The organism is Streptomyces sp. SDr-06 (assembly GCF_003324565.1).
GTDB lineage: Bacteria > Actinomycetota > Actinomycetes > Streptomycetales > Streptomycetaceae > Streptomyces.
On record NZ_QOLA01000004.1, the window covers coordinates 77,951 to 100,238 of the forward strand.

The window sequence follows — 22,288 nt, forward strand, 5'->3', positions numbered from 1 at the left end:
CGGCCGCGACCGGCTGCGAGGAAGACCGCTGTGACGAACACCCGGCGTGCGGAACGAGGCGTACCGCATAAGTCGCACAAGCCGTGCAAGGCTTGCGAAACCGGCGCATTCCCCAGGTCGGGGACGGAAGCGCGCTTCGTGGACCCTGCCGTCGGCCGGTTCGGAAGATGTGCCAGAGTTGCCACGTCCGGGCTGTGAGCACGTACGGTACGGCCATCAGCAGGTGGCCACAGACGGCACAGTCGGTACGGCCGGGACACCGGGAAGGGGCAGCTGGGTTGACCACGCACGCACCGCAGGCGGCGCAGTCCGTGACGCTGCCTGCCTCACTGGACGAGGCCGTGGCGGCGCTCGCGGCCATGCCTGCCGCCGTGCCCGTCGCGGGCGGCACCGATCTGATGGCGGCGGTGAACCGGGGCCTGCTGCGCCCCGCGGGCCTCGTCGGACTCGGCCGCATCAACGAGATCCGCGGCTGGCAGTACCAGGACGGCCACGCCCTGCTCGGTGCCGGTCTGACGCACGCCCGCATGGGGCGCCCGGACTTCGCGGCGCTCATTCCGGCGCTCGCCGCGGCCGCGCGCGCCGCCGGGCCCCCGCAGATCCGCAACGCGGGCACCCTCGGCGGCAACATCGCCTCCGCGGCCCCGACCGGCGACGCGCTGCCCGTGCTCGCCGCACTCGAAGCCACCCTGGTCATCGCGGGCCCCGACGGCGCCCGGCGGGAGATCCCGGTGTCGCACCTGCTGGCCGGCCGCGACCTGCTCGCCCCGGCCGAGTTGATCGGATATGTCCGGGTGCCGCTGCTGCACGCGCCCCAAGTTTTCCTCAAGGCGACCGGCCGCACCGGCCCAGGCCGCGCCACCGCCTCGGTCGCGGTCGTCCTCGACCCGGCCCGGCGCGGGGTGCGCTGCGCGGTCGGCGCCATCGCGCCGATGCCGCTGCGCCCCCTGGAGGCCGAGCGCTGGATCGCCTCGCTCATCGACTGGGACGGCGAGCGCGCGGCTCTGGCCCCGGAGGCGCTCGGCGCGTTCGGCGAGTACGTGGCCGCCGCCTGCATCCCGGACCCGGAGCCACCGGTGGACGGCTCACCGCCCCCGCCCCTCTCGCCCGCCGTACTGCATCTGCGGCGTACCGTCGCCGCGTTGGCCCGACGAGCACTGGGGAGGGCGCTGTCGTGACTGACCAGAACAACGAGTACGAGTACGACCACGAGTCCGAGCGCGCGCACGAGCACGGCTACGGCCAGGTGCCCCGGCACGGCGGCTGGGAGCCCGTCCCGCACGGCGGCGAGTACGAGCCGGACGCCACGGCGTTCGTCCAGCTGCCCCCGGACATGGACATGATGGGCGCCCCGCTGGCGGCGCCCGGCCACGGCTACGTGCCGCCGATGATCGTGCCGCTCACCCCGGCCGCCGCGACCGACCCGGCCGCGACCGGCGTCTGGCGCATCCCGACCGAGCTGACCGGACAGACGGCGCCCGACGCCGAATCCGCGCCCGGCGCGCAGACCGTGGTGTGGCCCGAGCCCGCCGCGCCCGCGCCCCTGCCCGCGACCCCGTCGGAGCCCGCCCACGACCCCACCGCCACGGCCCAGTGGAACTTCGCCGACGAGCCCTCCCTCGCGGGCACCGGGCAGTGGACCATCCCCGTGGCCGAAGGGGAACTCCCGGAGGAATCGGGCGAGTTCACCACCTCGTCGCTGATCGAGCAGTGGGGCTCCACCCCGCCCGCCACCCTCCCCGGCGGCGCCCCCGCCCCCTGGGCGAACCACCTGCCCGACCCCGAGCCCCAGGAACCGGCCGCCCACGCCGCCGACCTCCCGGCCGTACGGGACGTACCGGAGCCCGTCGCTCCGGCGGACGCCGCCGCCCAGCCGCACCCCCACCCCGAGCCGCGGTCGGAAGCCTCGCCGGAGCCGGCACCGCACCCGGAGCCCGAGGCCGCGTCCGCCGGTGAGCCGCTGCCCCGGGCGTCCGCCGCCGAGGAGCCCGCCGCCGAAGCCGTACCGGAAGCGCACGTCGCGGCCGCAGCGCCCGAAGCGGTCGAAGCGCACGAGGGACGCGAAGCGGCCCCCACGGTCGAACCGGCCGAACCGGTCGAGGCCGTCGCGCTCCCCGAGCCGCGACCGGAGGCCGAGCCCGGAGCCCAAGGCCAGGCACAGCCCCACCCCGAGGCCGGACCGGAGACCGAGGGGGCCACCCCCTCCGAGCCCGTCTCGCAGACCCCGCCCGCCCCCGACCTGGAACACACCCGCGCCTCCTACGTGCTGCGCGTGAACGGCGCGGACCGGCCCGTCACCGAGGCCTGGGTCGGGGAGTCGCTGCTGTACGTGCTGCGGGAGCGGCTCGGGCTCGCCGGGGCCAAGGACGGCTGCTCGCAGGGGGAGTGCGGCGCCTGCAACGTCCAGGTGGACGGGCGGCTCGTCGCCTCCTGCCTGGTGCCCGCGGCCACCACCGCCGGGAGCGAGGTCCGTACGGTCGAGGGCCTCGCCACCGACGGCGAACCCTCCGACGTCCAGCGGGCGTTGGCCGAGAGCGGCGCCGTGCAGTGCGGCTTCTGCATCCCCGGCATGGCCATGACCGTGCACGACCTGCTCGAAGGCAACCACGCCCCCACCGAGCTGGAGACCCGCCAGGCGCTCTGCGGCAATCTGTGCCGCTGCTCCGGCTACCGTGGCGTCCTCGACGCCGTGAAGGACGTCGTGGCGGGCCGCGAGGCGGCCGGAACCCCGGTCGAAGAGGCCCGCATCCCGCACCAGGCACCCCCCGGGGCCGGCAGCGCCAAGCCCCCGCACACGCACGACGGAGGCATGGCGTGAGCAACGACGCAGCCACCGCGACGGTCGACGGCGCCCTCCCGGCGGCGGGGCCGGAGCAGCAGCCGCCCGCACACGGGATCGGAGCCTCGCTCGCGCCCGTCGACGCGCTGGCCAAGGCCGAGGGGACCTTCCCCTACGCGGCCGACCTGTGGGCCGAGGGTCTGCTGTGGGCGGCCGTGCTGCGCGCCCCGCACGCGTACGCCCGCATCGTCTCCATCGACACCTCGGCCGCCGTCGCCATGCCGGGCGTACGGGCCGTGGTGACCCACGCCGACGTGCCGGGCGACCCCGCGTTCGGCCGCCGCATCGCCGACCGGCCCGTGTTCGCCGCCGAGTTCGTGCGCCACCACGGCGAGCCCATCGCCGCCGTGGCCGCCGACCACCCGGACACCGCGCGCCTGGCGGCCGCCGCCATCGCGGTCGAGTACGAGGTCCTGGAGCCGGTCACCGACCCGGAGAAGGCGTTCGCCGCCGAGCCGCTGCACCCCGACGGCAATCTGATCCGCCACATCCCGCTCCAGTACGGCGATCCCGAGGTCACGGGCGAGGTCGTCGTCGAGGGCCTGTACCGGATCGGCCGCCAGGACCCGGCCCCGATCGGCGCCGAGGCGGGCCTCGCCGTGCCGCGCCCGGACGGCGGAGTCGAGCTGTACACCGCGTCCACCGACCCGCACAGCGACCGCGACCTGGCCGCCGCCTGCTTCGGCCTGGAGCCGGACCGCGTCAAGGTCGTGGTCACCGGAGTGCCCGGCGCGACCGGCGACCGCGAGGACCTCGGCTTCCAACTCCCGCTGGGACTCCTGGCGTTGAGGACCGGCTGCCCGGTCAAGCTGACCGCGACCCGCGAGGAGTCCTTCCTCGGCCACGCCCACCGCCACCCCACGCTGCTTCGCTACCGCCACCACGCGGACGCCGAGGGCCGCCTCGTCAAGGTCGAGGCGCAGATCCTGCTCGACGCGGGCGCCTACGCCGAGGCCTCCTCCGAGTCCCTGGCCGCCGCCGTCGCGTTCGCCTGCGGCCCCTACGTGGTGCCGCACGCCTTCGTGGAGGGCTGGGCGGTGCGCACCAACAACCCACCGTCCGGCCACGTGCGGGGCGAGGGCGCGATGCAGGTGTGCGCCGCGTACGAGGGCCAGATGGACAAGCTGGCCGCGAAGCTGGGCCTCGACCCGGCCGAGCTGCGGATGCGCAACGTGCTCGCGACGGGTGACCTGCTGCCCACCGGCCAGACGGTGACCTGCCCGGCCCCGGTGGCCGAACTCCTCGCCGCCGTACGGGACTTCCCGCTGCCCACCCTGCCCAAGGACGCGCCCGAGGACGACTGGCTGCTGCCGGGCGGGCTTGAGGGCGCGGGCGAGCCGGACGCGGTCCGGCGCGGCGTCGGCTACGCGCTGGGCATGGTCCACATGCTCGGCGCCGAGGGCACCGACGAGGTCTCCACGGCCACGGTCAAGGTGCAGGACGGCGTCGCCACGGTCATCTGCGCGGCCGTCGAGACCGGCCAGGGCTTCACCACGCTGGCCCGCCAGATCGTCCAGGAGACCCTGGGCATCGACGAGGTCCACGTCGCTCCCGTCGACACCGACCAGCCCCCGGCGGGCCCGGCCACCCACGGCCGCCACACCTGGGTGTCCGGCGGTGCGGTGGAGCGCGCGGCCAAGATGGTCCGCACCCAGCTGCTCCAGCCCCTGGCGCACAAGTTCGGCATGTCCACCGAGCTGCTCCAGATCGCCGACGGCAAGATCACCTCGTACGACGGCGTGCTGTCCACCACGGTGACGGAGGCCATGGACGGCAAGGAACTCTGGGCCACCGCCCAGTGCCGTCCGCACCCCACCGAGCCGCTCGACGAGACCGGCCAGGGCGACGCCTTCGTGGGTCTCGCGTTCTGCGCGATCCGCGCCGTCGTGGACGTCGACATCGAGCTCGGCTCGGTCCGCGTGGTCGAACTCGCCGTGGCGCAGGACGTCGGCCGGGTCCTCAACCCCCGCCGGCTCGCGGCCCGGATCGAGGCCGGGGTGACGCAGGGCGTGGGCGCGGCCCTCACCGAGAACCTGCGGACGGTACGCGGCCGGATCCGCCACCCCGACCTCACGGGCTACGCGCTGCCCACCGCGCTCGACGCCCCCGACATCCGCATCGTGAAGCTGGTGGAGGAGCGGGACGTGGTGGCTCCGTTCGGCGCGAAGGCGGCCAGTGCGGTCCCGGTCGTCACCTCCCCGGCGGCCATCGCCTCCGCGGTCCGCGCCGCGACCGGCCGCCCGGTCAACCGCCTCCCGATCCGGCCCCAGGCGGCGGTGGTCCAGCAGGCGTAGCCGGTCGAGCCCTGGGCCGGGTGACGTTCGGGACGTGAGTACGGGCGCGCATTCACCCCTGCGGGCCCGCCGTCCCCGGATCACCGCGGCCTCCCTGTCGTACGCTACGGCAAAGGTTCCGTAACGCACGCGTAGGGAACGGGAGTTGGGGATGGCGTCAGGGGCGGCGGCGCGGGGGCCGGGCGGCGGGGATCTCGTGGCGCACGCCGATGACCTCGGGGTGATCGGCGCGGACGCGTACAAGCTGTACGAGGGGTTCCGGCGCGACGGGGACCACGCGCGGGCGGCCACCTTCGAGGCGGCACGGGCGCTCGGCGCGGAGAACTTCACCAGCGGCGCGGCCCTCATGAAGGTCCACGACACCTGGCAGAGCCAGTACACGGCGCTCCGCGACGCCTGCGCGCAGATCTCCAACCACCTCGACCACTCCGCCGCCCTGCACGCCCAGGACGACGCCCGCGTCCAGGGTTCCCTGACCGCCGTCTCGGTGCTCAGCGGCTACTTCAACTAGCGGACGGGGAACGGTAGTTGCTGACGTACGCGGACGTCGTGAACGCGCCGGTCGACAAGCTCAGGACGGCGGTGGACGACTGGTCCGACATGGCGCTCCGGCTGCGGAAGCTCGCGGAGGAGGCCCACGACGGCCTGCGGGTGCACGCCGAGGCAGCCCGCTGGGCCGGGGTGAACGCCGGGGTCACCCGGGACTTCATCCGCAAGACCGTGAAGGAGTTCGCGGACGCGAAGCAGGAGGCCGAGGGGGTGCACCGGCTCCTGCTCGACGCGTACACGGAGTTCAAGAAGGCCAAGGACGGCTTGCGGGCCATCACCGACGGAGCCGGGCGCAGCGGCATCGCGATCGACGCGCGCGGCCGGGTCCTGGCCCGCCACACGCTCGCCGACGACACCGCGGCGCGGCACGACCCCGAGTACGCGGGGCTCACCGAGGACGTGCGGGCCGAGCGGGCGAACGTCGCCGCCTGGCAGCGCAAGGTCGACGCGCTGATCGCCGCGTGCGACGCGGCGGACGAGTCCCTGCGCCTCGCCCTCCTGGCGAACGTCCCCCACGCACACGATTTCACCGCGCCGCGGTACGCCTCCCTCGACGACGAGGAGGCCGCGCGGGCGGTCGACCTGGCCCAGCGCGTCACCGGGGAGGGCGGCACCGCCCGCAACGTCGAGGAACTGGCGCGGCTGCGGGCCCTGCTGGACGCCCACGCCCACGACCCCGGGTTCTCCACCGCCTTCTACCGGCGCCTGGGCGCGCAGGGCACGCTGGAGTTCTACACCCGGCTCTCCCTGGACGCGACGGCCCTCGGCCCGGCGGGCCTCGACCGGGCCGCCCTGGTCCACCACATCCAGGACGACCTGGGTCCGATGCTGGGCCTCGCCACCGACCCGCACACCCCCGGCCACCTCGGCGGCTCCTGGACGACCGACCTCATGCGGGCGGGCCGCCGGCCGATCGACGTCAGCGGTTTCGCGGGCGCGGGCGCGCGGGTGTACGGCTACCAGGCGCTGGGCGCGCTGCTGCGGCACGGGGCGTACGACAGGGAGTTCCTGCTGCCCGTAGCCCGTGACCTGGTGGGCTTCGAGCACCAGAATCCCGGGATCTTCGAGCGGGGCGTACCGCAGGTCCCCGGCACGGCGCTCAGCCTCGACCCGTCGGGCGGCCGGGGCTTCGACCCCCTCACGGGCCTCATGTCGGCCATGGCCAACAACCCGGATTCCGCCGCCCAGTTCTTCAACGAGCCGGTCCGTGCGGACAGCGACGGCAACGGCCTGGTGACGGCGGACGACGCGGCGGTCCTGGCCCCCGGGGGCGCCCCGCTCAGCATGGTCGACCACCTCCTGGACAGGCCCGCGACGGCCGACCTGTACGACGCCCTTCCCACCGCCCACACCCCCTACCAGTCCGCCCTGGGCAACGCCCTGGAAGCCGCCGCCACAGGCCGCACCCCCACCGACCCGTCGGCCCACCCGGTGGAGCACACGGCGGCGATGGCGAGCGTGATGGAAAAGGTCGTGGCGAAGATCGGCGCGGATCCTTCCCTGATCCTGGGGGAGGGGGACGTGCCGGGGAGGTTGAGCGGGCTTTCTGGGCACTTCGGGAACATGGCGGCGGAGTATATGGCGGATATGCAGGCGAGGGTGGAGAACGGCGCGGGCCAGGCCAAGCCATTCGGCGTTCTGGCCAAGTTCGCCGACAGCGGACAAGTGGCTCACTTCCTGGGGGCCGTGGCCCAGGACCCCGATGCGTATGGTGCGATCACCAATGCCCAGCAGGCCTATACGACGCTGCTGGTTCGTGACGTATTCGCCCACCCGGCAAATCATGGGTCCGATGTGGGCGAGGCTATTCGCAATGCGGTGTACCCGGGCGGGGAAATCGCGGGAATCATGACTCAGGCTCGCGTCGAGGCTATCTACGAGAAGCATTCGGCGGCAGACTCCCAGTTCAACAAGGCCGTCGAGGACACCGCAGAGTGGACGAACCGCATCATCGACGCGGTCGGCGCGAAGTACGTGGAGATGCTTCCGGTCGGAGGTGACGCCGTGGGTTGGTTCAAGGAAGAGATCACCAAGTCCGTCGTCGAGAATGCCCAACAGGACTCCTCTGGGGAGGCGGCCCAGGAAGCGGCGACCGCGTATTCGCAGGCGGAGGAGAGAGTGAAGCGCGCGGCGGCCGACGCCGTATCGACCGCCGGTCGAAGCGCGGGTGCCGCCGCCCATGACGTCCAGGAGTACAGGGGAACCGCCTCCACCGGCGCCGCCGCCGGGCATGTGGCGGGCCGGGGTTTCATGGCCAGTTCGACGGCCAGCGGCGCGGGTAAGTGACCCACCTTGCGCGGGGCGCTCGTTCTGCGGTCCTCTCACGTGGAGGCGGGAGAAGCAGGGGTGCGATCGCGCTTGCCCTTGCACTGATTGCGATCTCGACGGGCAGTGGGTGCTCGGGCATTGCGGAGGAGAACGACCAGTTCGTGCTTGCCCTGCCCCCTAAGGTCTGCTGGCGAGCATTCGATGGGGCCTCGGTGGTCGCTCTGCTGCCGAGGGCCAAGGTCCCGGACGCGGAGATCAAGGGCGACCTGGAATTCGACCTGTACGGACGCTTCAAGGCTGCGGGCTGCCAGGTCCAGCTCGACGGGGAGGCCCGGTTCACCGCGTGGGGTGATCGCTCGTGGTCCGACGGCAGCGACCTGGCGAAGAACGTATGGAACTCGCTGAAAACGCTTGAGCCCACCCCCATCGAGGCGGGTGACAAGGGCATCGTCTACCCCGGCGGCGCCAGAGCGTATTTCCGGTGTGAGCGTCCGAACCTGCCGCCTCTGCCGAGCAACGTCTCCCCAGCGGAGGCCGACATCGTCGAATTGGGGCTGAGCGCCAACAGTGCGCCCCGCACGCAGCGGGTTAAGGATCTGCTCGCCAGCCTGATGCAGCAATACGTAAAGTTCGCCAAGCGGCAGCTCAAATGCCGGTAGGCGGGAAGGAATTGGAGGCCGTGACCGGAATCGAACCGGCGTAACTCGCTTTGCAGGCGAGTCCCTCAACCACTCGGGCACACGGCCGTGTGCTGGTGCGTTGGGATGAACGTAGGCGGCCGGTCCCGGTGGGGGGAAGGGGGCGCGGGGGGTTGCAACGGGACTGCCATGGTGCGTTCATGTTCGGGCGCGGGGTCTACGACCATCGGTGTAGGCGTAGTCCCGTCCCTGGACAGGGGCCACGGCGCGGTACGGCTCCTACGCTGGGCGAATGAGCGCGCTTGAACCGTCCGATGCCGACATCGCCGTCCCCGTCGAGTTCCCCGCGGCGGGCGACGCGGGCGGGATCCTCGGCCGGGAGCATCGCGCGCTGAGCTTCGGGATCATCGCCGTCGTGCTGCTCATCGCCTTCGAGGCGACCGCCGTGGGCACGGCCATGCCCGTCGCCGCGCGGGAGCTCGACGGGGTCTCGCTGTACGCCTTCGCCTTCTCCGCGTACTTCACCACCAGCCTGTTCGGCATGGTGGTCGCGGGGCAGTGGGCCGACCGGCGTGGCCCGCTCGGGGCGCTCGCCGTCGGGATGTCGGCGTTCGCGGCGGGGCTGCTGCTGTCCGGGACCGCCCTGAACATGTGGACGTTCATCGCGGGCCGGGCCGTACAGGGGCTCGGCGGCGGGCTGGTGATCGTGGCGCTGTACGTCGTGATCGGACGGGCCTACCCCGCTCGGCTCCAGCCCACGATCATGGCGGCGTTCGCGGCGGGCTGGGTGGTGCCCTCGGTCGTGGGGCCGCTCCTGGCGGGTACGGCCACCGAACAACTGGGCTGGCGCTGGGTGTTCATCGGGATTCCGGTGCTCGTGGTGTTCCCGCTGGCGCTCGCGCTGCCCGCGACGCGGCGGATGGCGTCCGGGCCCGCCGACCCGTCGGCTCCCGTCGAGCCCTTCGACCGGCGCCGGATCAGGCTGGCCCTGGGTATCTCGGTCGGCGCCGGGCTCCTCCAGTACGCGGGGCAGGAGCTGAGGTGGCTGTCCCTGCTGCCGTTCGCGGCGGGGGTCGCGCTGCTCGCCCCGGCGGTCACGGGGCGGCGCGGACTGCTGCCGCCCGGCACGTGGCGGGCGGCGCGCGGGCTGCCCGCGGTGGTGCTGCTGCGCGGGGTGGCGGCGGGGTCGTTCATCGCGGCGGAGTCGTTCGTGCCGCTCATGCTCGTCAGCCAGCGCGGGCTGACCCCCACGATGGCCGGGCTCTCGCTGGCCGTCGGCGGGGCGACCTGGGCGCTCGGCTCGTACGTCCAGGCCCGGCCCCGGATGGAGGCGTACCGGGAGCGGCTGATGGTGGTCGGGATGGTGCTGGTGGCCCTCGCGATCGTGGCCGCGCCGAGCGTGCTGGTTCCGGTGGTGCCGGTGTGGGTGGTCGGGGTCGCCTGGGGCGTCGGCTGTTTCGGCATGGGCATGGTGATCGCCTCGACGAGTGTGCTGCTCCTGAAGCTGTCGGCGCCGCACGAGGCGGGGGCGAACTCGGCCGCGCTCCAGATCTCGGACGGGCTGTCCAATGTGCTGCTGCTCGCGGCGGGTGGGGCGGGGTTTGCCGCGCTGGGTGGGGGTGCGGTGTCGGGGGTTTCGGCTTCGCAGCCGGGGGCGTTCCTGGTGGTGTTTCTGCCGGTGGGGGTGGTGGCGTTGAGCGGGGCGGTTGTTGCTGCGCGTGTGCGGGCCCCCACCCCGCCCCTTCCCTAAACCCCTCCGGGGGTGGGGGCCGGTGCGGGTTGTGCGTGGTTTTGCGCAGTTCCCCGCGCCCCTGAAACCCGCTTTTGTCCGTCGGCCGTGCGTGGTTGTTCGCGCAGTTCCTCGCGCCCCTGGCGGGGTCGGTGCTGGGCACGCTCGTGGCCCCTGAAACCCGCTTTTGTCCATCGGCCGTGCGTGGTTGCTCGCGCGGTTCCTCGCGCCCCTGGCGGGGATGGTGCTGGGTGCCCTCGTGGCCCTGGGCGGCCCTGGCGGGGGCGGTGTGGGAGGGGTGTGAGGACTGTCTCAGGCGGGGGGTGGGGCGCGGTGTTCCGCCGGGGTTCGTCGAGGGGCCCCGGTAAGGTGGCCCGGTTGTCGTACGTAAGAGCAGCCGCCCCGCCGGGCCCCGCGGCCCGGATGATCGTGACCCCCGTACACCGAGAGCCCCGAACCGGAGACCGTGACTACTACCGCCTCCCACCACCTCTCGCCCGCCTTCCCGGGCCGCGCCCCCTGGGGCACCGCCAACAAGCTGCGTGCCTGGCAGCAGGGTGCCCTGGAGAGGTACGTCCAGGAGCAGCCGCGTGACTTCCTCGCCGTCGCGACGCCCGGCGCCGGCAAGACCACGTTCGCGCTGACGCTCGCGTCATGGCTGCTGCACCACCACGTGGTGCAGCAGATCACCGTGGTCGCGCCGACCGAGCACCTCAAGAAGCAGTGGGCGGACGCGGCCGCCCGCGTCGGCATCAAGCTCGACCCGGACTACAGTGCCGGGCCGTTGAGCAGGGAGTACCACGGAGTCGCCGTCACCTACGCCGGTGTCGGTGTGCGTCCGATGCTGCACCGCAACCGGTGCGAGCAGCGCAAGACCCTGGTGATCCTGGACGAGATTCACCATGCCGGGGACAGCAAGTCGTGGGGTGAGGCCTGCCTCGAAGCGTTCGATCCGGCCACCCGGCGGCTCGCGCTCACCGGCACCCCCTTCCGGTCCGACACCAACCCGATCCCCTTCGTCACGTACGAGGAGGGCAACGACGGCATCCGGCGGTCCTCCGCCGACTACACGTACGGCTACGGCAACGCGCTCGCCGACGGTGTCGTGCGGCCCGTCATATTCATGAGTTACAGCGGCAACATGCGCTGGCGCACCAAGGCCGGTGACGAGATCGCCGCGCGGCTCGGCGAGCCCATGACCAAGGACGCCGTCTCGCAGGCCTGGCGCACCGCGCTCGACCCGCGCGGCGACTGGATGCCCAATGTGCTGCGCGCCGCCGACCAGCGGCTGACCGAGGTCAGGAAGGCCATCCCGGACGCCGGCGCGCTCGTCATCGCCTCCGACCAGGACTCGGCCCGCGCCTACGCCAAGCTGATCCGCGAGATCACCGGCTCCAAGGCGACCGTCGTGCTGTCCGACGACACCGGCGCGTCCAAGCGGATCGACGAGTTCAGCGAGAGCGACGACCGGTGGATGGTCGCCGTCCGCATGGTGTCGGAGGGCGTCGACGTGCCGCGCCTGGCCGTCGGCGTGTACGCCACCACCATTTCCACCCCGCTGTTCTTCGCCCAGGCCGTCGGCCGTTTCGTGCGGTCCAGGCGGCGCGGTGAGACCGCCTCGGTATTCCTGCCCACCATTCCGATGCTCCTCGGCTTCGCGAACGAGATGGAGGTCGAGCGCGACCACGTGCTCGACAAGCCGAAGAAGGACGGCGAGGAAGAAGACCCGTACGCCGAGTCCGAACAGGAAATGGACGACGCGAACAAGCAGCAGGACGAGGACACCGGGGAGCAGGACATGCTCCCCTTCGAGGCCCTCGAATCCGATGCCGTCTTCGACCGGGTCATGTACAACGGCGCCGAATTCGGCATGCAGGCGCACCCGGGAAGCGAGGAGGAGCAGGACTATCTCGGCATTCCCGGGCTCCTCGAACCGGACCAGGTGCAGATGCTGCTCCAGAAGCGGCAGGCCCGGCAGATCGCGCACAGCCGCCAGAAGCCCGCCGAGCAGGCCGATCTGCTCGAAATGCCCGCCGAGCGGCGCCCGGTCGTGTCGCACAAGGAACTGCTGGAGCTGCGCAAGTCGCTCAACACGATGGTCGGCGCGTACGTCCACCAGAGCGGCAAGCCGCACGGCGTCATCCACACCGAGCTGCGCCGGGTGTGCGGCGGGCCGCCGAGCGCGGAGGCCACCGCGGGCCAGCTCCGCGAGCGCATCAAGAAGGTCCAGGAGTGGGCCACCCGCATGAAGTAGCGGGTGCGCACGGCGAACGGGGCCCGGCGTGCGTGGCCGGACCCCGTTCGATCCCATGGGATGGGGATGTGTACGAGGGTCGGCCCCCACGGACGCCCTCGAACGCCTGCCACAGTAATGTCCCGGCAAATCCATGCCGATCGCCCAAGGTCCCGGGTAAGACGGACTTAGGTCCCGAAGGTGATCGAACGGGATCAAATTCCGTCGCCCGTCGCCATTGTTTGTCCATCTGTTGGGTTCGTTCCGCCCATTCCATGGGGCGTGCAATTCTGCTCGCGCCCGGATTCTGGACGAGGTCTTCCGCTGAGCGGTGTCCGCTCGCTACTGTCCCCGCCATGCAAACGCCCCGTGGCAGCGTCGCCTCGGAGCGCAGCCGGTGCCTTGGCCTCGCCGGCGGGCTCTGCGCGCGATGCCGATGGGACCGGCGCCGCGAACCACGGAGAGCGCCGCCGCGACTCACCACTTAAGGAGTGGGTGTCGTGACCGCGGAGACCTCCCAGACGCTCGACCGGGGACTACGCGTCCTCAAGCTGCTCGCCGACACGGACCACGGTCTGACGGTCACCGAGTTGTCCAACAAACTCGGCGTCAACCGCACCGTCGTCTACCGCCTGCTCGCCACCCTGGAGCAGCACGCCCTCGTCCGCCGTGACCTGGGCGGCCGCGCCCGGGTCGGGCTCGGGGTGCTGCGCCTGGGCCGCCAGGTGCACCCGCTGGTCCGCGAGGCCGCGCTGCCCGCGCTGCGCTCGCTCGCCGAGGACATAGGCGCGACCGCCCACCTCACCCTCGTCGACGGCTCGGACGCGCTCGCCGTGGCCGTGGTCGAGCCGACCTGGACCGACTACCACGTGGCCTACCGGGCCGGGTTCCGCCATTCCCTGGACAAGGGCGCCGCGGGCCGGGCGATCCTCGCGGCCCGCCAGAACGGCGGCCTGGCCGAGCCCGGCTTCACCCTCACCCACGGCGAGCTGGAGGCCGGGGCGAGCGGCGCGGCGGCGCCCCTGGTCGGGGTCACCGGGATAGAGGGGAGCGTCGGTGTGGTGATGCTCGCCGACGCCGTGCCCGAACGGGTGGGGCCGCGCGTCGTGGACGCGGCCAGGGAAGTGGCCGACGCCCTGCGATGAGGGCGGGAGCGCGGGCCCGTGCCCCGGGCGGCCGGGTGCGTACGGCTAGATTGGAGCCGTGCTCACTCGTCACCCCCGCCTCCGCAACCTCGCCATCGGCGCCGCTCCGGTCGTCGCGCTGCTCGCCGTCGCCTGCTTCGCGCCGCTGCCGTTCGCGGTGGCCCAGCCGGGGCCGACCGCGAACGTGCTCGGTGACGACGGGGGCAAGCCGGTGATCACGATCTCCGGGGCGCCCACCCGCCCCACCAGCGGGCAGCTGCGGATGACCACCATCGTGGCGACCGGGCCCAACGCGGAGGTCGGCATCTCCGACGTGGTGGACGGCTGGTTCCGCACCGACCGCGCCGTGATGCCGCGCGAGGCGGTCTATCCGAGCGGCGGCAGCGAGAAGGAGATCTCCGAGCACAACCAGGCGGAGATGAAGCAGTCGCAGGACGCCGCCTCCGTCGCGGCCCTCGGCTATCTCGGCCTGAGCCCCGACAAGGTCAAGGTCGATCTGCACCTCGCCGACGTCGGCGGCCCGAGCGCGGGCCTGCTGTTCACGCTCGGCATCATCGACAAGCTGAACGGCGACGGCTCCGGCGGCGACCTCACCGGCGGCCGGAGCATCGCCGGTACCGGGACGATCACCGGCGGCGGCGACGTCGGCGCGGTCGGCGGGGTCGCCCTCAAGACGCAGGCCGCCGCCCGGGACGGGGCCACCGTCTTCCTCGTACCGAAGGCGGAGTGTTCGGACGCCCGGTCCGAACTGCCCAAGGGGCTGCGCCTGATCCCCGTGACTACGCTGAAGGGTGCGGTGTCCGCGCTCCAGGCGCTGCGGAAGGGCGGCCCGGTTCCGTCCTGCTGACGGCGTCCGGGTCCATGTCCTTCCAGGCGGGGAAGACCAGCGGGCTCAGCGTCGCGAGCAGGTAGATGCCGCCGACCGTGAGCAGCGCGCCCCGCACCCCGGCGGCCTCCACCAGGAAGCCCGCCGCGAGCCCGCCCAGCGGCATCGCCAGTTCGCAGCCCGCCGTGAGCACCCCGGCGACCCTGCTGCGCAGCGCGTCCGGCACCTTCTCGTAGATGACCGTCGTCAGGATCGGGTTGAGCGCCCCGCTCGCGAGCCCCGCGACCAGCATCGTGACGGCCAGCGGCATCGTGGTGCCGGTCAGCGCGGCCACCGCGTACCGGGGCGCCCCGCACAGCAGCACGCAGACGCTGAAGACCGTACGGCGCGAGAAGCGGTGGCCGAGCACGCCGTACAGGAGCGCGCCCGCCAGGCCTCCGGCCCCGAACAGGGCGGCCAGCAGGCCGAGTTGGGAGGCGCCGCCCAGGGCCCGCTCGGCGTGGACCGGCAGCAGGACGGCGGTCCAGCCCTGGTCGGTGCCGTTCATCAGCATCACCATCGTGACGACCGCGAGCAGCAGCCGGGTGCGCGCCAAGTAGGCGTATCCCTCGCGCAGTGCGGCCTTGTAGGTACGCATCGACACGGGCGGCGCGTCCCGCAGGGGCCGCGCCTCGCGGACACCGCGCAGGCCCGCCGCCACCAGCACCGCCGAGACGGCGAAGGTCGCGCCGTCGACGAGCAGGACGTTCCCGGCGCCGGTCAGCGCGATGAGCACCCCGGCCAGGGCCGCGCCGGTCATGCGGGCGCCGCGCGAGACGGCGTCGTACACGCTGGCGGCGCGCGCCAGGGTGGTGCCTGACTGCCGGGCGAGGTCCGGCAGGAGGACGTAGCGGGCGGTGACGCCCGGGGTGTGGGCGAGGCCGCCCACCGCCATCAGGGCGCAGAGCATCCAGAATTCGAGGTGCCCGGCGCTGTGCAGGAGCGGGATCGCGGCGACCGCGAGCCCGCAGACGACATCCGAGCCGACCGAGACCCGGCGGCGGCCGGCGCGGTCGATGACCGGGCCGCCGATCAGTGCCGAGACCACGATCGGCAGCGTCGCGCAGAAGGCGACGATCCCGGCCCGCCCGGCGCTGCCGGTGGTCTGGAGCACGAACCACGGCACCCCGATCAGGGTGAGTGAACTGCCGGCGGCCGAAACGGCGTTGGCGGTCAGTACGGCCGCGAGCGGCCTTCTGTCGCGGTGTCCCCCCGAGCCGCTCATGCGAGGCGGGCCTGCCGGTGCGGTGCCCCCTGCGTCAGCCGCAGCCCCAACTCGACCAATATCCAGCCCAGTTGAATCCGCAGGTCCCGGGCCTCGCGGGGGAGCGTCGCGCGGGCCCGCGCCTCCAGCTCGGCGGCGCGCAGGTGGTGCAGCAGGAGATGGGTGTCGCTGTGCATGGCGGCGGTCCTTTCAGCGGGGCGGGTTGGAGCGCGGGAAGGAGTGCAGATGGAGCCGGACCTGGGCGGCGTCGCCGGTCTCGGCGGGGGCGGCGGTGCGGTACGTCTCGACGACCGCGTGCAGCTTCTCGTTGAGCTCGTACAGCTGGGCGGCGGTGAGGTTCAGCGTGAAGTCGCTCAGGTCGCCGCTGGTGGACCAGGGCTCCGGCCAGTCGTGCCGGGTGCCGATCCAGGTCGCGAGCTCCTGGGTGTGGATGCTGGCGATCTCGTGCAGGAACAGGTCGGCCGCGCCCCGCGTCTCCGGGTCGGCGCTGGTGTGCAGGTCCTCGGCGAAGGAGGTGCCGTTGTGCAGCGCCTTCCACCACCGCTCCCGGCCCTTGCCGCGCCCCGGGTCGTCCTCGACGAAGCCGTGGGCGGCGAGCTGGCGGAGGTGGTAGCTGGTGGCGCCGCTGGACTCGCCGAGCCGCTCGGCGAGCTGGGAGGCGGTGGCCGGTCCGTCGTGGCGCAGCGACTTCAGGAGCCGGATCCGTAGCGGGTGGGCGAGGCCGCGCAGGGAGCGCGCGTCCAGGATGCGCTCCCCGGACGCGTTCTCCGGGTGCTGGGACTTGTTGCTCTCGGGCATGGTCCAAAGGTAGCTATGCAAAGACCAGGTTGCAACGTTTTCTTTGCATGAACCTCTTTGCATTGAGTTCTTTGCGAGCGCGGCCCCGGCGCGGCCCCCTCACCCCTTCTTGATGAACCCCTCCCGCACCAGCCAGTCGAGCGCCACGTCGTGCGGGTCGCGGCCGTCCACGTCGACCTGGGCGTTGAGCTCCCGGGCGACCTGGGTGGTGAGCTTCGCGCTGATCGGGTCCAACAGGCCCTTGATCGCCGGGTACTTGGCGTACGTCTTGCTGTGCAGCTCGGGCGCCGCGTTGTAGTTGGGGAAGAAGTGCCGGTCGTCCTGGAGGGTCGCCAGGTTCATCGCCTTGATGCGGCCGTCGGTGGTGAACACCTCGCCGAGCAGGCAGGAGCTGGACTTGGACACCTGGGTGTAGATGATCCCGGCGTCCATCTTCTGGATGTTGGAGGCCGGGATCGACATCCCGTACGCCTTCTCCATGCCGGGCAGCCCGTCCTCGCGCGAGGCGAACTCGTTCTCCACGCAGATCGTCACCGCCGCCGGGTCCTTCTTCGCCAGGGCGGCCACGTCGGACATCGTCCTGAGGTGGTACTTGGCGTTGTTGGCCTGGCTGATGCCGAGCGAATAGGTGTTGTTCAGGGTCGACTGCGGCAGCCAGGTCACCCCGTTTCGCAGGTCGGCGTCGTGCACCGCCTGCCACTGGGCCTGCGGATCGGTGATCGGCTTGCTGTTGCCCTGGTAGGTGATCCACGCCGTGCCGGTGTACTCGTACATCGCGTCCGCGTCGCCCTTGACGATCGCCTCGCGGGCGCTGATCGACCCGGGCAGGTTGGTCCGGTCGAGGACCTCGGCCCCGGCCGCCTTGAAGACCAGGCCGACCATCTGGCCCAGGACGATGTTCTCGCTGAAGTTCTTCGACGTGACCGTCAGGGAGGCCCCCTTGAGGGGCAGGCCCCTGCCGACCGAGCCCGGTGCCACGTCGTCCACCATCGGCGAACCGGACTTGAGCCCGCAGCCGGACACCGCGCAGAGCAGCGCCAGGGCGCCCCCGGCGGCGGTCAGTGTCGTACGGAGCCGACGCATCACCCCACCTCCAGTCCGCGCGGGGTCAGCGCCACCTCGGCCAGCGAGGCCAGCCAGTCCACGACCAGGGCGAGCGCGACCGTCAGGATCGAGCCGAGCACCAGGACCGGCATGCGCTGGGTCTGGATGCCGGAGGTGATCAGATCGCCCAGGCCGCCGCCGCCGCCGAAGGTGGCGAGCGTGGCGGTGCCCACGTTCAGGACGAGCGCGGTGCGCACGCCCGCGAGGATCAGCGGCACCGCCAGCGGCAGTTCGACCTTGCCCAGGGTGCCGAGGGCCGACATGCCGATGCCCCGGGACGCCTCGACGAGCTGGGGATCGATCGCCTTCAGACCGGCCACCGTGTTGGAGAGGACCGGAAGCACCGCGTAGATCACCATGCCGATGACCGCCGTGCCGGGCCCGATGCCGAGCCAGATCACCAGGAGCGCCAGCAGGCCGATCGCCGGGGTGGCCTGGCCGATGTTGGCGACGGCGGTGACCAGCGGCGCCGCCCGGCTCACCCCGCGCCGGGTCAGCGCGATGCCCAGCGGGATCGCGATGATCAGCACCCAGAACGTGGAGATCGCGGTCAGCTTCACGTGCTGCCACAGCCGCAGCTGGACGTTGCCGTTGTCGAGGGAGTTCTTCGCGATCGAGTCCAGGTGGGCGTTGGTGATCCAGAAGTACGTGATCACGAGGACCACCGCGATGACGAGCGGCAGGAAGACCAGCTTCTGCCAGGTGATCCGGCGGGCCGGCCGGCCCGGGGCCGGGCCCGGCTCCTCCTCGGGCTCGGCGAGCGCGTCGTCCAGCTCGTCACGGAAGGCGTGGCCCTTGACGTCGTGCTCGCCCGGCGGGCGCTCGGCGGGGGCGGGTCTCCTCGGCGTCATGACTCCTCCGCACCGCCCTCCAGCTCCTGTTCGGTCTGGTGGTGGCGGAGCTCTTCGAGGTCGTGCTGGTGCTCGATGGCGGCGAGCCGGTCGGCCTCCAGGAGTTCGTGCACGGAGTTCATCAGCGTCTCCATGTCGACGACGCCGATGTACTCGCCGCGCCGCCCGGTCACCGCGACCCGGCCGCCGGAGTCTGTGAGCACGGCCTCCAGGGCGTCGTGCAGGGTCGCGTCCCGGGTCACCGTGTCGTGCACCATCTGCCCGGCCCGCGCGAGCGAGCCCTTGGCGCGCATCAGGTCGCCGCGCCGCAGCCACTTGTAGGGCCGGTTCCTGCGGTCCAGCATGAGCAGCTCGTTGTGCGGGCCGCTGCGCAGCTTGTTGAAGATCGACTGGAGCGGGTCGTCGACGGTGACCGTGGGGAACTCCGCCATCTCCACGTCCCGTACGCGGGTGAGGTTGAGCCGCTTGAGGGCCGCGCCCGCGCCCACGAACCCGGAGACGAAGTCGTCGGCCGGGTTGGTGAGGATCGCCTCGGGGGTGTCGAACTGGGCGATGTGCGAGCGCTCGCGGAGCACCGCGATCCGGTCGCCCAGCTTGATCGCCTCGTCGAAGTCGTGGGTGACGAAGACGATCGTCTTGTGCAGCTCGTGCTGGAGGCGGATCAGCTCGTCCTGGAGGTGGTCGCGGGTGATCGGGTCGACCGCGCCGAACGGCTCGTCCATCAGGAGCACCGGCGGGTCGGCCGCCAACGCCCGTGCCACGCCCACCCGTTGCTGCTGTCCGCCGGAGAGCTGGCGCGGGTAGCGGCCGTGGAACTCGCGCGGGTCGAGGCCGACCAGATCGAGCATCTCCTCGACCCGGTCCTTCACCCTCGACTTGGACCAGCCCACCATCTTCGGTACGAGTGCGATGTTCTCGGCGACCGTCATGTGCGGGAAGAGCCCGGAGGACTGGATGGCGTACCCGACCTTGCGGCGCAGCTTGACCGGGTCGATGTCGGTGACGTCCTCGTCGTTGATCCGGATGCGGCCGGACGTCGGCTCGATCAGCCGGTTGATCATCTTGAGGGTGGTCGACTTCCCGCAGCCCGACGGGCCCACGAAGACGACGGTCTCGCCCGCCTTGATCTCCATGTTCACGCTGTCCACGGACGGGTTGGGGTTGCCCGGGTACCGCTTGGTGAGGTTCTCCAGCTGGATGGAGGCCCCCGAGGTTCTGGCGCCGTCGGGCGCGGACGCGGCGCCCGCGGGCTCGGGCCGTTCGGACGCGGATCGCTCAGACACGGATCCCCCTCGGGATGGTGAGACGGCCGATCAGTACGTACGCCGCGTCGAAGAGCAGGGCGAGCACCACGATGCCGAGGGTGCCCGCGAGCACCTGGTTGATCGCGTTGGCGCTGCCCAGCGAGGCGATCCCGCGGAAGATCTCGTTGCCGAGCCCCGGGCCGGAGGCGTACGCCGCGATCGCCGCGATGCCCATCAGCATCTGCGTGGAGACCCGGATGCCGGTGAGGATCGGCGGCCAGGCCAGCGGGAGTTCGACCCGTAGCAGGCGGGCGGCGCGCGACATCCCGATGCCCTTGGCCGCGTCCACCAGCGAGGGGTCGACCCCGCGCAGGCCCACGATCGAGTTCCGCACGATCGGCAGCAGTCCGTACAGGGTCAGGGTGACGACGGTCGGCGCGACACCCAGGCCCACCAGCGGGATCAGCAGGCCGATCATGGCCAGCGAGGGGATCGTCAGCACCGTCGAGGTGGAGGTGATGGCGAGGCTCGCCGCCCAGCCGCTGCGGTAGGTCACCACCCCGATGACGATGCCGAGCACGGTGGCGATCACCATGCACTGGAACACGGCGCTCGCGTGCTGGAGGGCGTCGGTGAGCAGTTGCTGGTGCCGGCCGGTCAGGTAGTCCCAGAAGCCCACGCCCGCTCACCCCTGTCCTGTCTCCGTCAGGCACCGCCGGGGACGGAGTCCTGAGCCGCCTGCTCCACCAGCGGGATGATCCGCAGCGGGACCGGGTTCTCCATGACGATCGCCGTGGAGGCCCGGACGATGCCATCAAAACCGACAACCCGGTCGATCACACGTTGGAGATCGGCGTTGGAGCGGGCCACCAGACGGCACAGCATGTCGCCGTGGCCGGTGGTGGTGTGCAGTTCGAGGACCTCGGGCACGCCCGCCAAGTGGGCCCGTACATCGGCCCCCTGGCCCTGTTTGATCTCCAGCGTGGCGAAGGCGGTGACCGGGTAGCCGAGCGCCGCCGGGTCGACGTCGGGGCCGAAGCCGCGGATGACTCCATTCGACTGAAGGCGGTCGAGCCGCGCCTGGACCGTGCCGCGCGCGACCCCGAGCCGCCGGGAGGCCTCCAGGACCCCGATCCGGGGCTCGCGCGCGAGCAGCACGATCAGGCGCCCGTCCAGATGATCGATCGACATGGCGGCCTCCGGATGGTCATCGTGTACAGAACGCCTCCTCATCCTGGCCGTTCGCTGTACGGATTGCCCAGTGAATGCGCGAACTATTGCGCAGCTTGCCTCCTGGGGCGACCCTCCCTCTATGACTGAGACCCTCGATCACACCCCCGGAACCGCGCGGCAGGCCGACCCCTTCCCGGTGAAGGGCATGGACGCGGTCGTCTTCGCCGTGGGCAACGCCAAGCAGGCCGCGCACTTCTACTCGACGGCCTTCGGCATGAAGCTGGTCGCCTACTCCGGACCGGAGAACGGCAGCCGCGAGACCGCCAGCTACGTGCTGACCAGCGGCGCCGCCCGCTTCGTGTTCACCTCCGTCATCAAGCCCGCCACCGAGCGCGGCCGCTTCCTCGCCGAGCACGTGGCCGAGCACGGCGACGGCGTGGTGGACCTCGCCATCGAGGTGCCCGACGCGCGCGCCGCGTACCGGTACGCCACCGAGCACGGCGCCACCGGCCTGGAGGAGCCCCACGAGGTCGAGGACGAGCACGGCACCGTCGTGCTCGCCGCGATCGCCACGTACGGCAAGACCCGCCACACCCTGGTCGAGCGCTCCGGCTACACCGGCCCCTATCTGCCGGGCTTCGTCGAGGCCGCACCCATGGTCGAGACCCCGAAGAGGTTCTTCCAGGCCATCGACCACTGCGTCGGCAACGTCGAGCTCGGCAAGATGAACGAGTGGGTGGCGTTCTACAACAACGTCATGGGCTTCACCAACATGAAGGAGTTCGTGGGCGACGACATCGCCACCGAGTACTCCGCGCTCATGTCGAAGGTCGTCGCCGACGGCACCCTCAAGGTGAAGTTCCCGCTCAACGAGCCGGCCATCGCCAAGAAGAAGTCGCAGATCGACGAGTACCTGGAGTTCTACGGCGGCCCCGGCGTCCAGCACATCGCGCTCGCCACCAACGACATCGTCGCCTCGGTGAAGGCCATGCGGGCGGCGGGTGTGCAGTTCCTCGACACCCCCGACTCGTACTACGACACCCTCGGCGAGTGGGCCGGCGAGACCCGGGTGCCGGTCGAGACCCTGCGCGAGCTGAAGATCCTGGTCGACCGCGACGAGGACGGCTACCTGCTCCAGATCTTCACCAAGCCGGTGCAGGACCGCCCGACCGTCTTCTTCGAGATGATCGAGCGGCACGGTTCGATGGGCTTCGGCAAGGGCAACTTCAAGGCCCTCTTCGAGGCGATCGAGCGCGAGCAGGAGAAGCGCGGCAACCTCTGACCAGCAACTGGTCACACCCGCACGGTAATTGAGTTACCGTCACTTGTCTGC

The 22,288-nt window shown here is 71.9% G+C and carries 19 protein-coding genes and 1 tRNA gene; 11 read left to right on the forward strand and 9 right to left on the reverse strand.

The genetic code is table 11. The features are described 5' to 3' along the window. Window positions 1–278: 278 nt before the first annotated feature. From DT019_RS11215 to DT019_RS11240, 6 genes are all read left to right on the forward strand, one after another. Window positions 279–1,178, forward strand: coding sequence for an FAD binding domain-containing protein (locus DT019_RS11215; protein WP_114036611.1), 900 nt, complete (start codon window positions 279–281; stop codon window positions 1,176–1,178). Further along, window positions 1,175–2,818: a 2Fe-2S iron-sulfur cluster-binding protein gene (locus DT019_RS11220; RefSeq protein WP_411292699.1), complete on the forward strand. Its 1,644-nt coding sequence runs from the start codon at window positions 1,175–1,177 to the stop codon at window positions 2,816–2,818. Before DT019_RS11215 ends, DT019_RS11220 begins: the two co-directional genes overlap by 4 nt. Beyond that, the gene (locus tag DT019_RS11225) at window positions 2,815–5,133 is read left to right on the forward strand and encodes a xanthine dehydrogenase family protein molybdopterin-binding subunit (protein WP_114036612.1); all 2,319 of its coding nucleotides are present in this window, start codon (window positions 2,815–2,817) and stop codon (window positions 5,131–5,133) included. Before DT019_RS11220 ends, DT019_RS11225 begins: the two co-directional genes overlap by 4 nt. A gap of 151 nt (window positions 5,134–5,284) precedes the next feature. Beyond that, the gene (locus DT019_RS11230) at window positions 5,285–5,644 is read left to right on the forward strand and encodes a hypothetical protein (RefSeq protein WP_114036613.1); all 360 of its coding nucleotides are present in this window, start codon (window positions 5,285–5,287) and stop codon (window positions 5,642–5,644) included. Window positions 5,645–5,661: 17 nt separating this feature from the next. Beyond that, window positions 5,662–7,968, forward strand: coding sequence for a DUF6571 family protein (locus DT019_RS11235; protein WP_189389441.1), 2,307 nt, complete (start codon window positions 5,662–5,664; stop codon window positions 7,966–7,968). A 194-nt stretch (window positions 7,969–8,162) separates the two neighbouring features. Next, window positions 8,163–8,609, forward strand: a complete 447-nt coding sequence (locus DT019_RS11240) for a hypothetical protein (RefSeq protein ID WP_147267297.1) — start codon at window positions 8,163–8,165, stop codon at window positions 8,607–8,609. Between the two features lie 12 nt (window positions 8,610–8,621). Here the strand turns inward: DT019_RS11240 and DT019_RS11245 are convergent. Further along, window positions 8,622–8,696 (reverse strand) — tRNA-Cys (locus DT019_RS11245). Between the two features lie 184 nt (window positions 8,697–8,880). Here DT019_RS11245 and DT019_RS11250 point away from each other — a divergent pair. The 4 genes from DT019_RS11250 to DT019_RS11265 all read left to right on the forward strand — a co-directional run bounded on the left by DT019_RS11250 (window position 8,881) and on the right by DT019_RS11265 (window position 14,542). Then, window positions 8,881–10,338, forward strand: a complete 1,458-nt coding sequence (locus DT019_RS11250) for an MFS transporter (RefSeq protein WP_114036615.1) — start codon at window positions 8,881–8,883, stop codon at window positions 10,336–10,338. Between the two features lie 445 nt (window positions 10,339–10,783). Further along, entirely contained in the window at window positions 10,784–12,571 is a 1,788-nt protein-coding gene (locus tag DT019_RS11255) for a DEAD/DEAH box helicase (protein ID WP_114036616.1), read from the forward strand. Window positions 12,572–13,050: 479 nt separating this feature from the next. Further along, window positions 13,051–13,695 (forward strand): IclR family transcriptional regulator, encoded by a 645-nt coding sequence (locus DT019_RS11260; protein WP_114036617.1) that lies wholly within the window; start codon window positions 13,051–13,053, stop codon window positions 13,693–13,695. Between the two features lie 58 nt (window positions 13,696–13,753). Next, complete coding sequence (locus DT019_RS11265; RefSeq protein ID WP_114036618.1) at window positions 13,754–14,542, forward strand: S16 family serine protease; 789 nt, start codon at window positions 13,754–13,756, stop codon at window positions 14,540–14,542. Here the strand turns inward: DT019_RS11265 and DT019_RS11270 are convergent. The 8 genes from DT019_RS11270 to DT019_RS11305 all read right to left on the reverse strand — a co-directional run bounded on the left by DT019_RS11270 (window position 14,475) and on the right by DT019_RS11305 (window position 20,973). Next, a complete protein-coding gene (locus DT019_RS11270) occupies window positions 14,475–15,785 on the reverse strand; it encodes an MFS transporter (protein WP_114036619.1) in 1,311 nt (436 codons plus the stop codon). The two genes, DT019_RS11265 and DT019_RS11270, sit on opposite strands and share 68 nt — an antisense overlap. Continuing rightward, window positions 15,782–15,961: a hypothetical protein gene (locus DT019_RS11275; protein WP_114036620.1), complete on the reverse strand. Its 180-nt coding sequence runs from the start codon at window positions 15,959–15,961 to the stop codon at window positions 15,782–15,784. The genes DT019_RS11270 and DT019_RS11275 overlap by 4 nt, the downstream gene beginning before the upstream one ends. A 13-nt stretch (window positions 15,962–15,974) precedes the next feature. Beyond that, entirely contained in the window at window positions 15,975–16,583 is a 609-nt protein-coding gene (locus DT019_RS11280; protein WP_114036621.1) for an ArsR/SmtB family transcription factor, read from the reverse strand. 99 nt (window positions 16,584–16,682) lie between these two features. Then, window positions 16,683–17,666 carry a glycine betaine ABC transporter substrate-binding protein gene (locus DT019_RS11285; RefSeq protein ID WP_114036622.1) on the reverse strand — a complete coding sequence of 328 codons (984 nt, stop codon included), beginning with the start codon at window positions 17,664–17,666 and terminating at the stop codon, window positions 16,683–16,685. Beyond that, window positions 17,666–18,538: an ABC transporter permease gene (locus DT019_RS11290; RefSeq protein WP_114036623.1), complete on the reverse strand. Its 873-nt coding sequence runs from the start codon at window positions 18,536–18,538 to the stop codon at window positions 17,666–17,668. Before DT019_RS11290 ends, DT019_RS11285 begins: the two co-directional genes overlap by 1 nt. After that, a complete protein-coding gene (locus tag DT019_RS11295) occupies window positions 18,535–19,737 on the reverse strand; it encodes an ABC transporter ATP-binding protein (RefSeq protein WP_114036893.1) in 1,203 nt (400 codons plus the stop codon). Before DT019_RS11295 ends, DT019_RS11290 begins: the two co-directional genes overlap by 4 nt. Before the next feature lie 76 nt (window positions 19,738–19,813). After that, complete coding sequence (locus DT019_RS11300; RefSeq protein WP_114036624.1) at window positions 19,814–20,461, reverse strand: ABC transporter permease; 648 nt, start codon at window positions 20,459–20,461, stop codon at window positions 19,814–19,816. A gap of 26 nt (window positions 20,462–20,487) precedes the next feature. Beyond that, window positions 20,488–20,973, reverse strand: a complete 486-nt coding sequence (locus DT019_RS11305; RefSeq protein ID WP_114036625.1) for an Lrp/AsnC family transcriptional regulator — start codon at window positions 20,971–20,973, stop codon at window positions 20,488–20,490. Between the two features lie 121 nt (window positions 20,974–21,094). On the opposite strand from DT019_RS11305, the gene hppD reads away from it, so the two are divergent. Beyond that, entirely contained in the window at window positions 21,095–22,237 is a 1,143-nt protein-coding gene (gene hppD, locus DT019_RS11310) for a 4-hydroxyphenylpyruvate dioxygenase (RefSeq protein WP_114036626.1), read from the forward strand. Window positions 22,238–22,288: the final 51 nt, after the last annotated feature.

Coding starts and splice junctions, on each gene's coding strand:
- DT019_RS11230 (WP_114036613.1), top strand. CDS start 5,285: ATGGCGTCAGGGGCGGCGGCGCGGGGGCCGGGCGGCGGGGATCTCGTG.
- DT019_RS11250 (WP_114036615.1), top strand. CDS start 8,881: ATGAGCGCGCTTGAACCGTCCGATGCCGACATCGCCGTCCCCGTCGAG.
- DT019_RS11270 (WP_114036619.1), bottom strand. CDS start 15,785: ATGAGCGGCTCGGGGGGACACCGCGACAGAAGGCCGCTCGCGGCCGTA.
- DT019_RS11275 (WP_114036620.1), bottom strand. CDS start 15,961: ATGCACAGCGACACCCATCTCCTGCTGCACCACCTGCGCGCCGCCGAG.
- DT019_RS11280 (WP_114036621.1), bottom strand. CDS start 16,583: ATGCCCGAGAGCAACAAGTCCCAGCACCCGGAGAACGCGTCCGGGGAG.
- DT019_RS11285 (WP_114036622.1), bottom strand. CDS start 17,666: ATGCGTCGGCTCCGTACGACACTGACCGCCGCCGGGGGCGCCCTGGCG.
- DT019_RS11290 (WP_114036623.1), bottom strand. CDS start 18,538: ATGACGCCGAGGAGACCCGCCCCCGCCGAGCGCCCGCCGGGCGAGCAC.
- DT019_RS11305 (WP_114036625.1), bottom strand. CDS start 20,973: ATGTCGATCGATCATCTGGACGGGCGCCTGATCGTGCTGCTCGCGCGC.
- hppD (WP_114036626.1), top strand. CDS start 21,095: ATGACTGAGACCCTCGATCACACCCCCGGAACCGCGCGGCAGGCCGAC.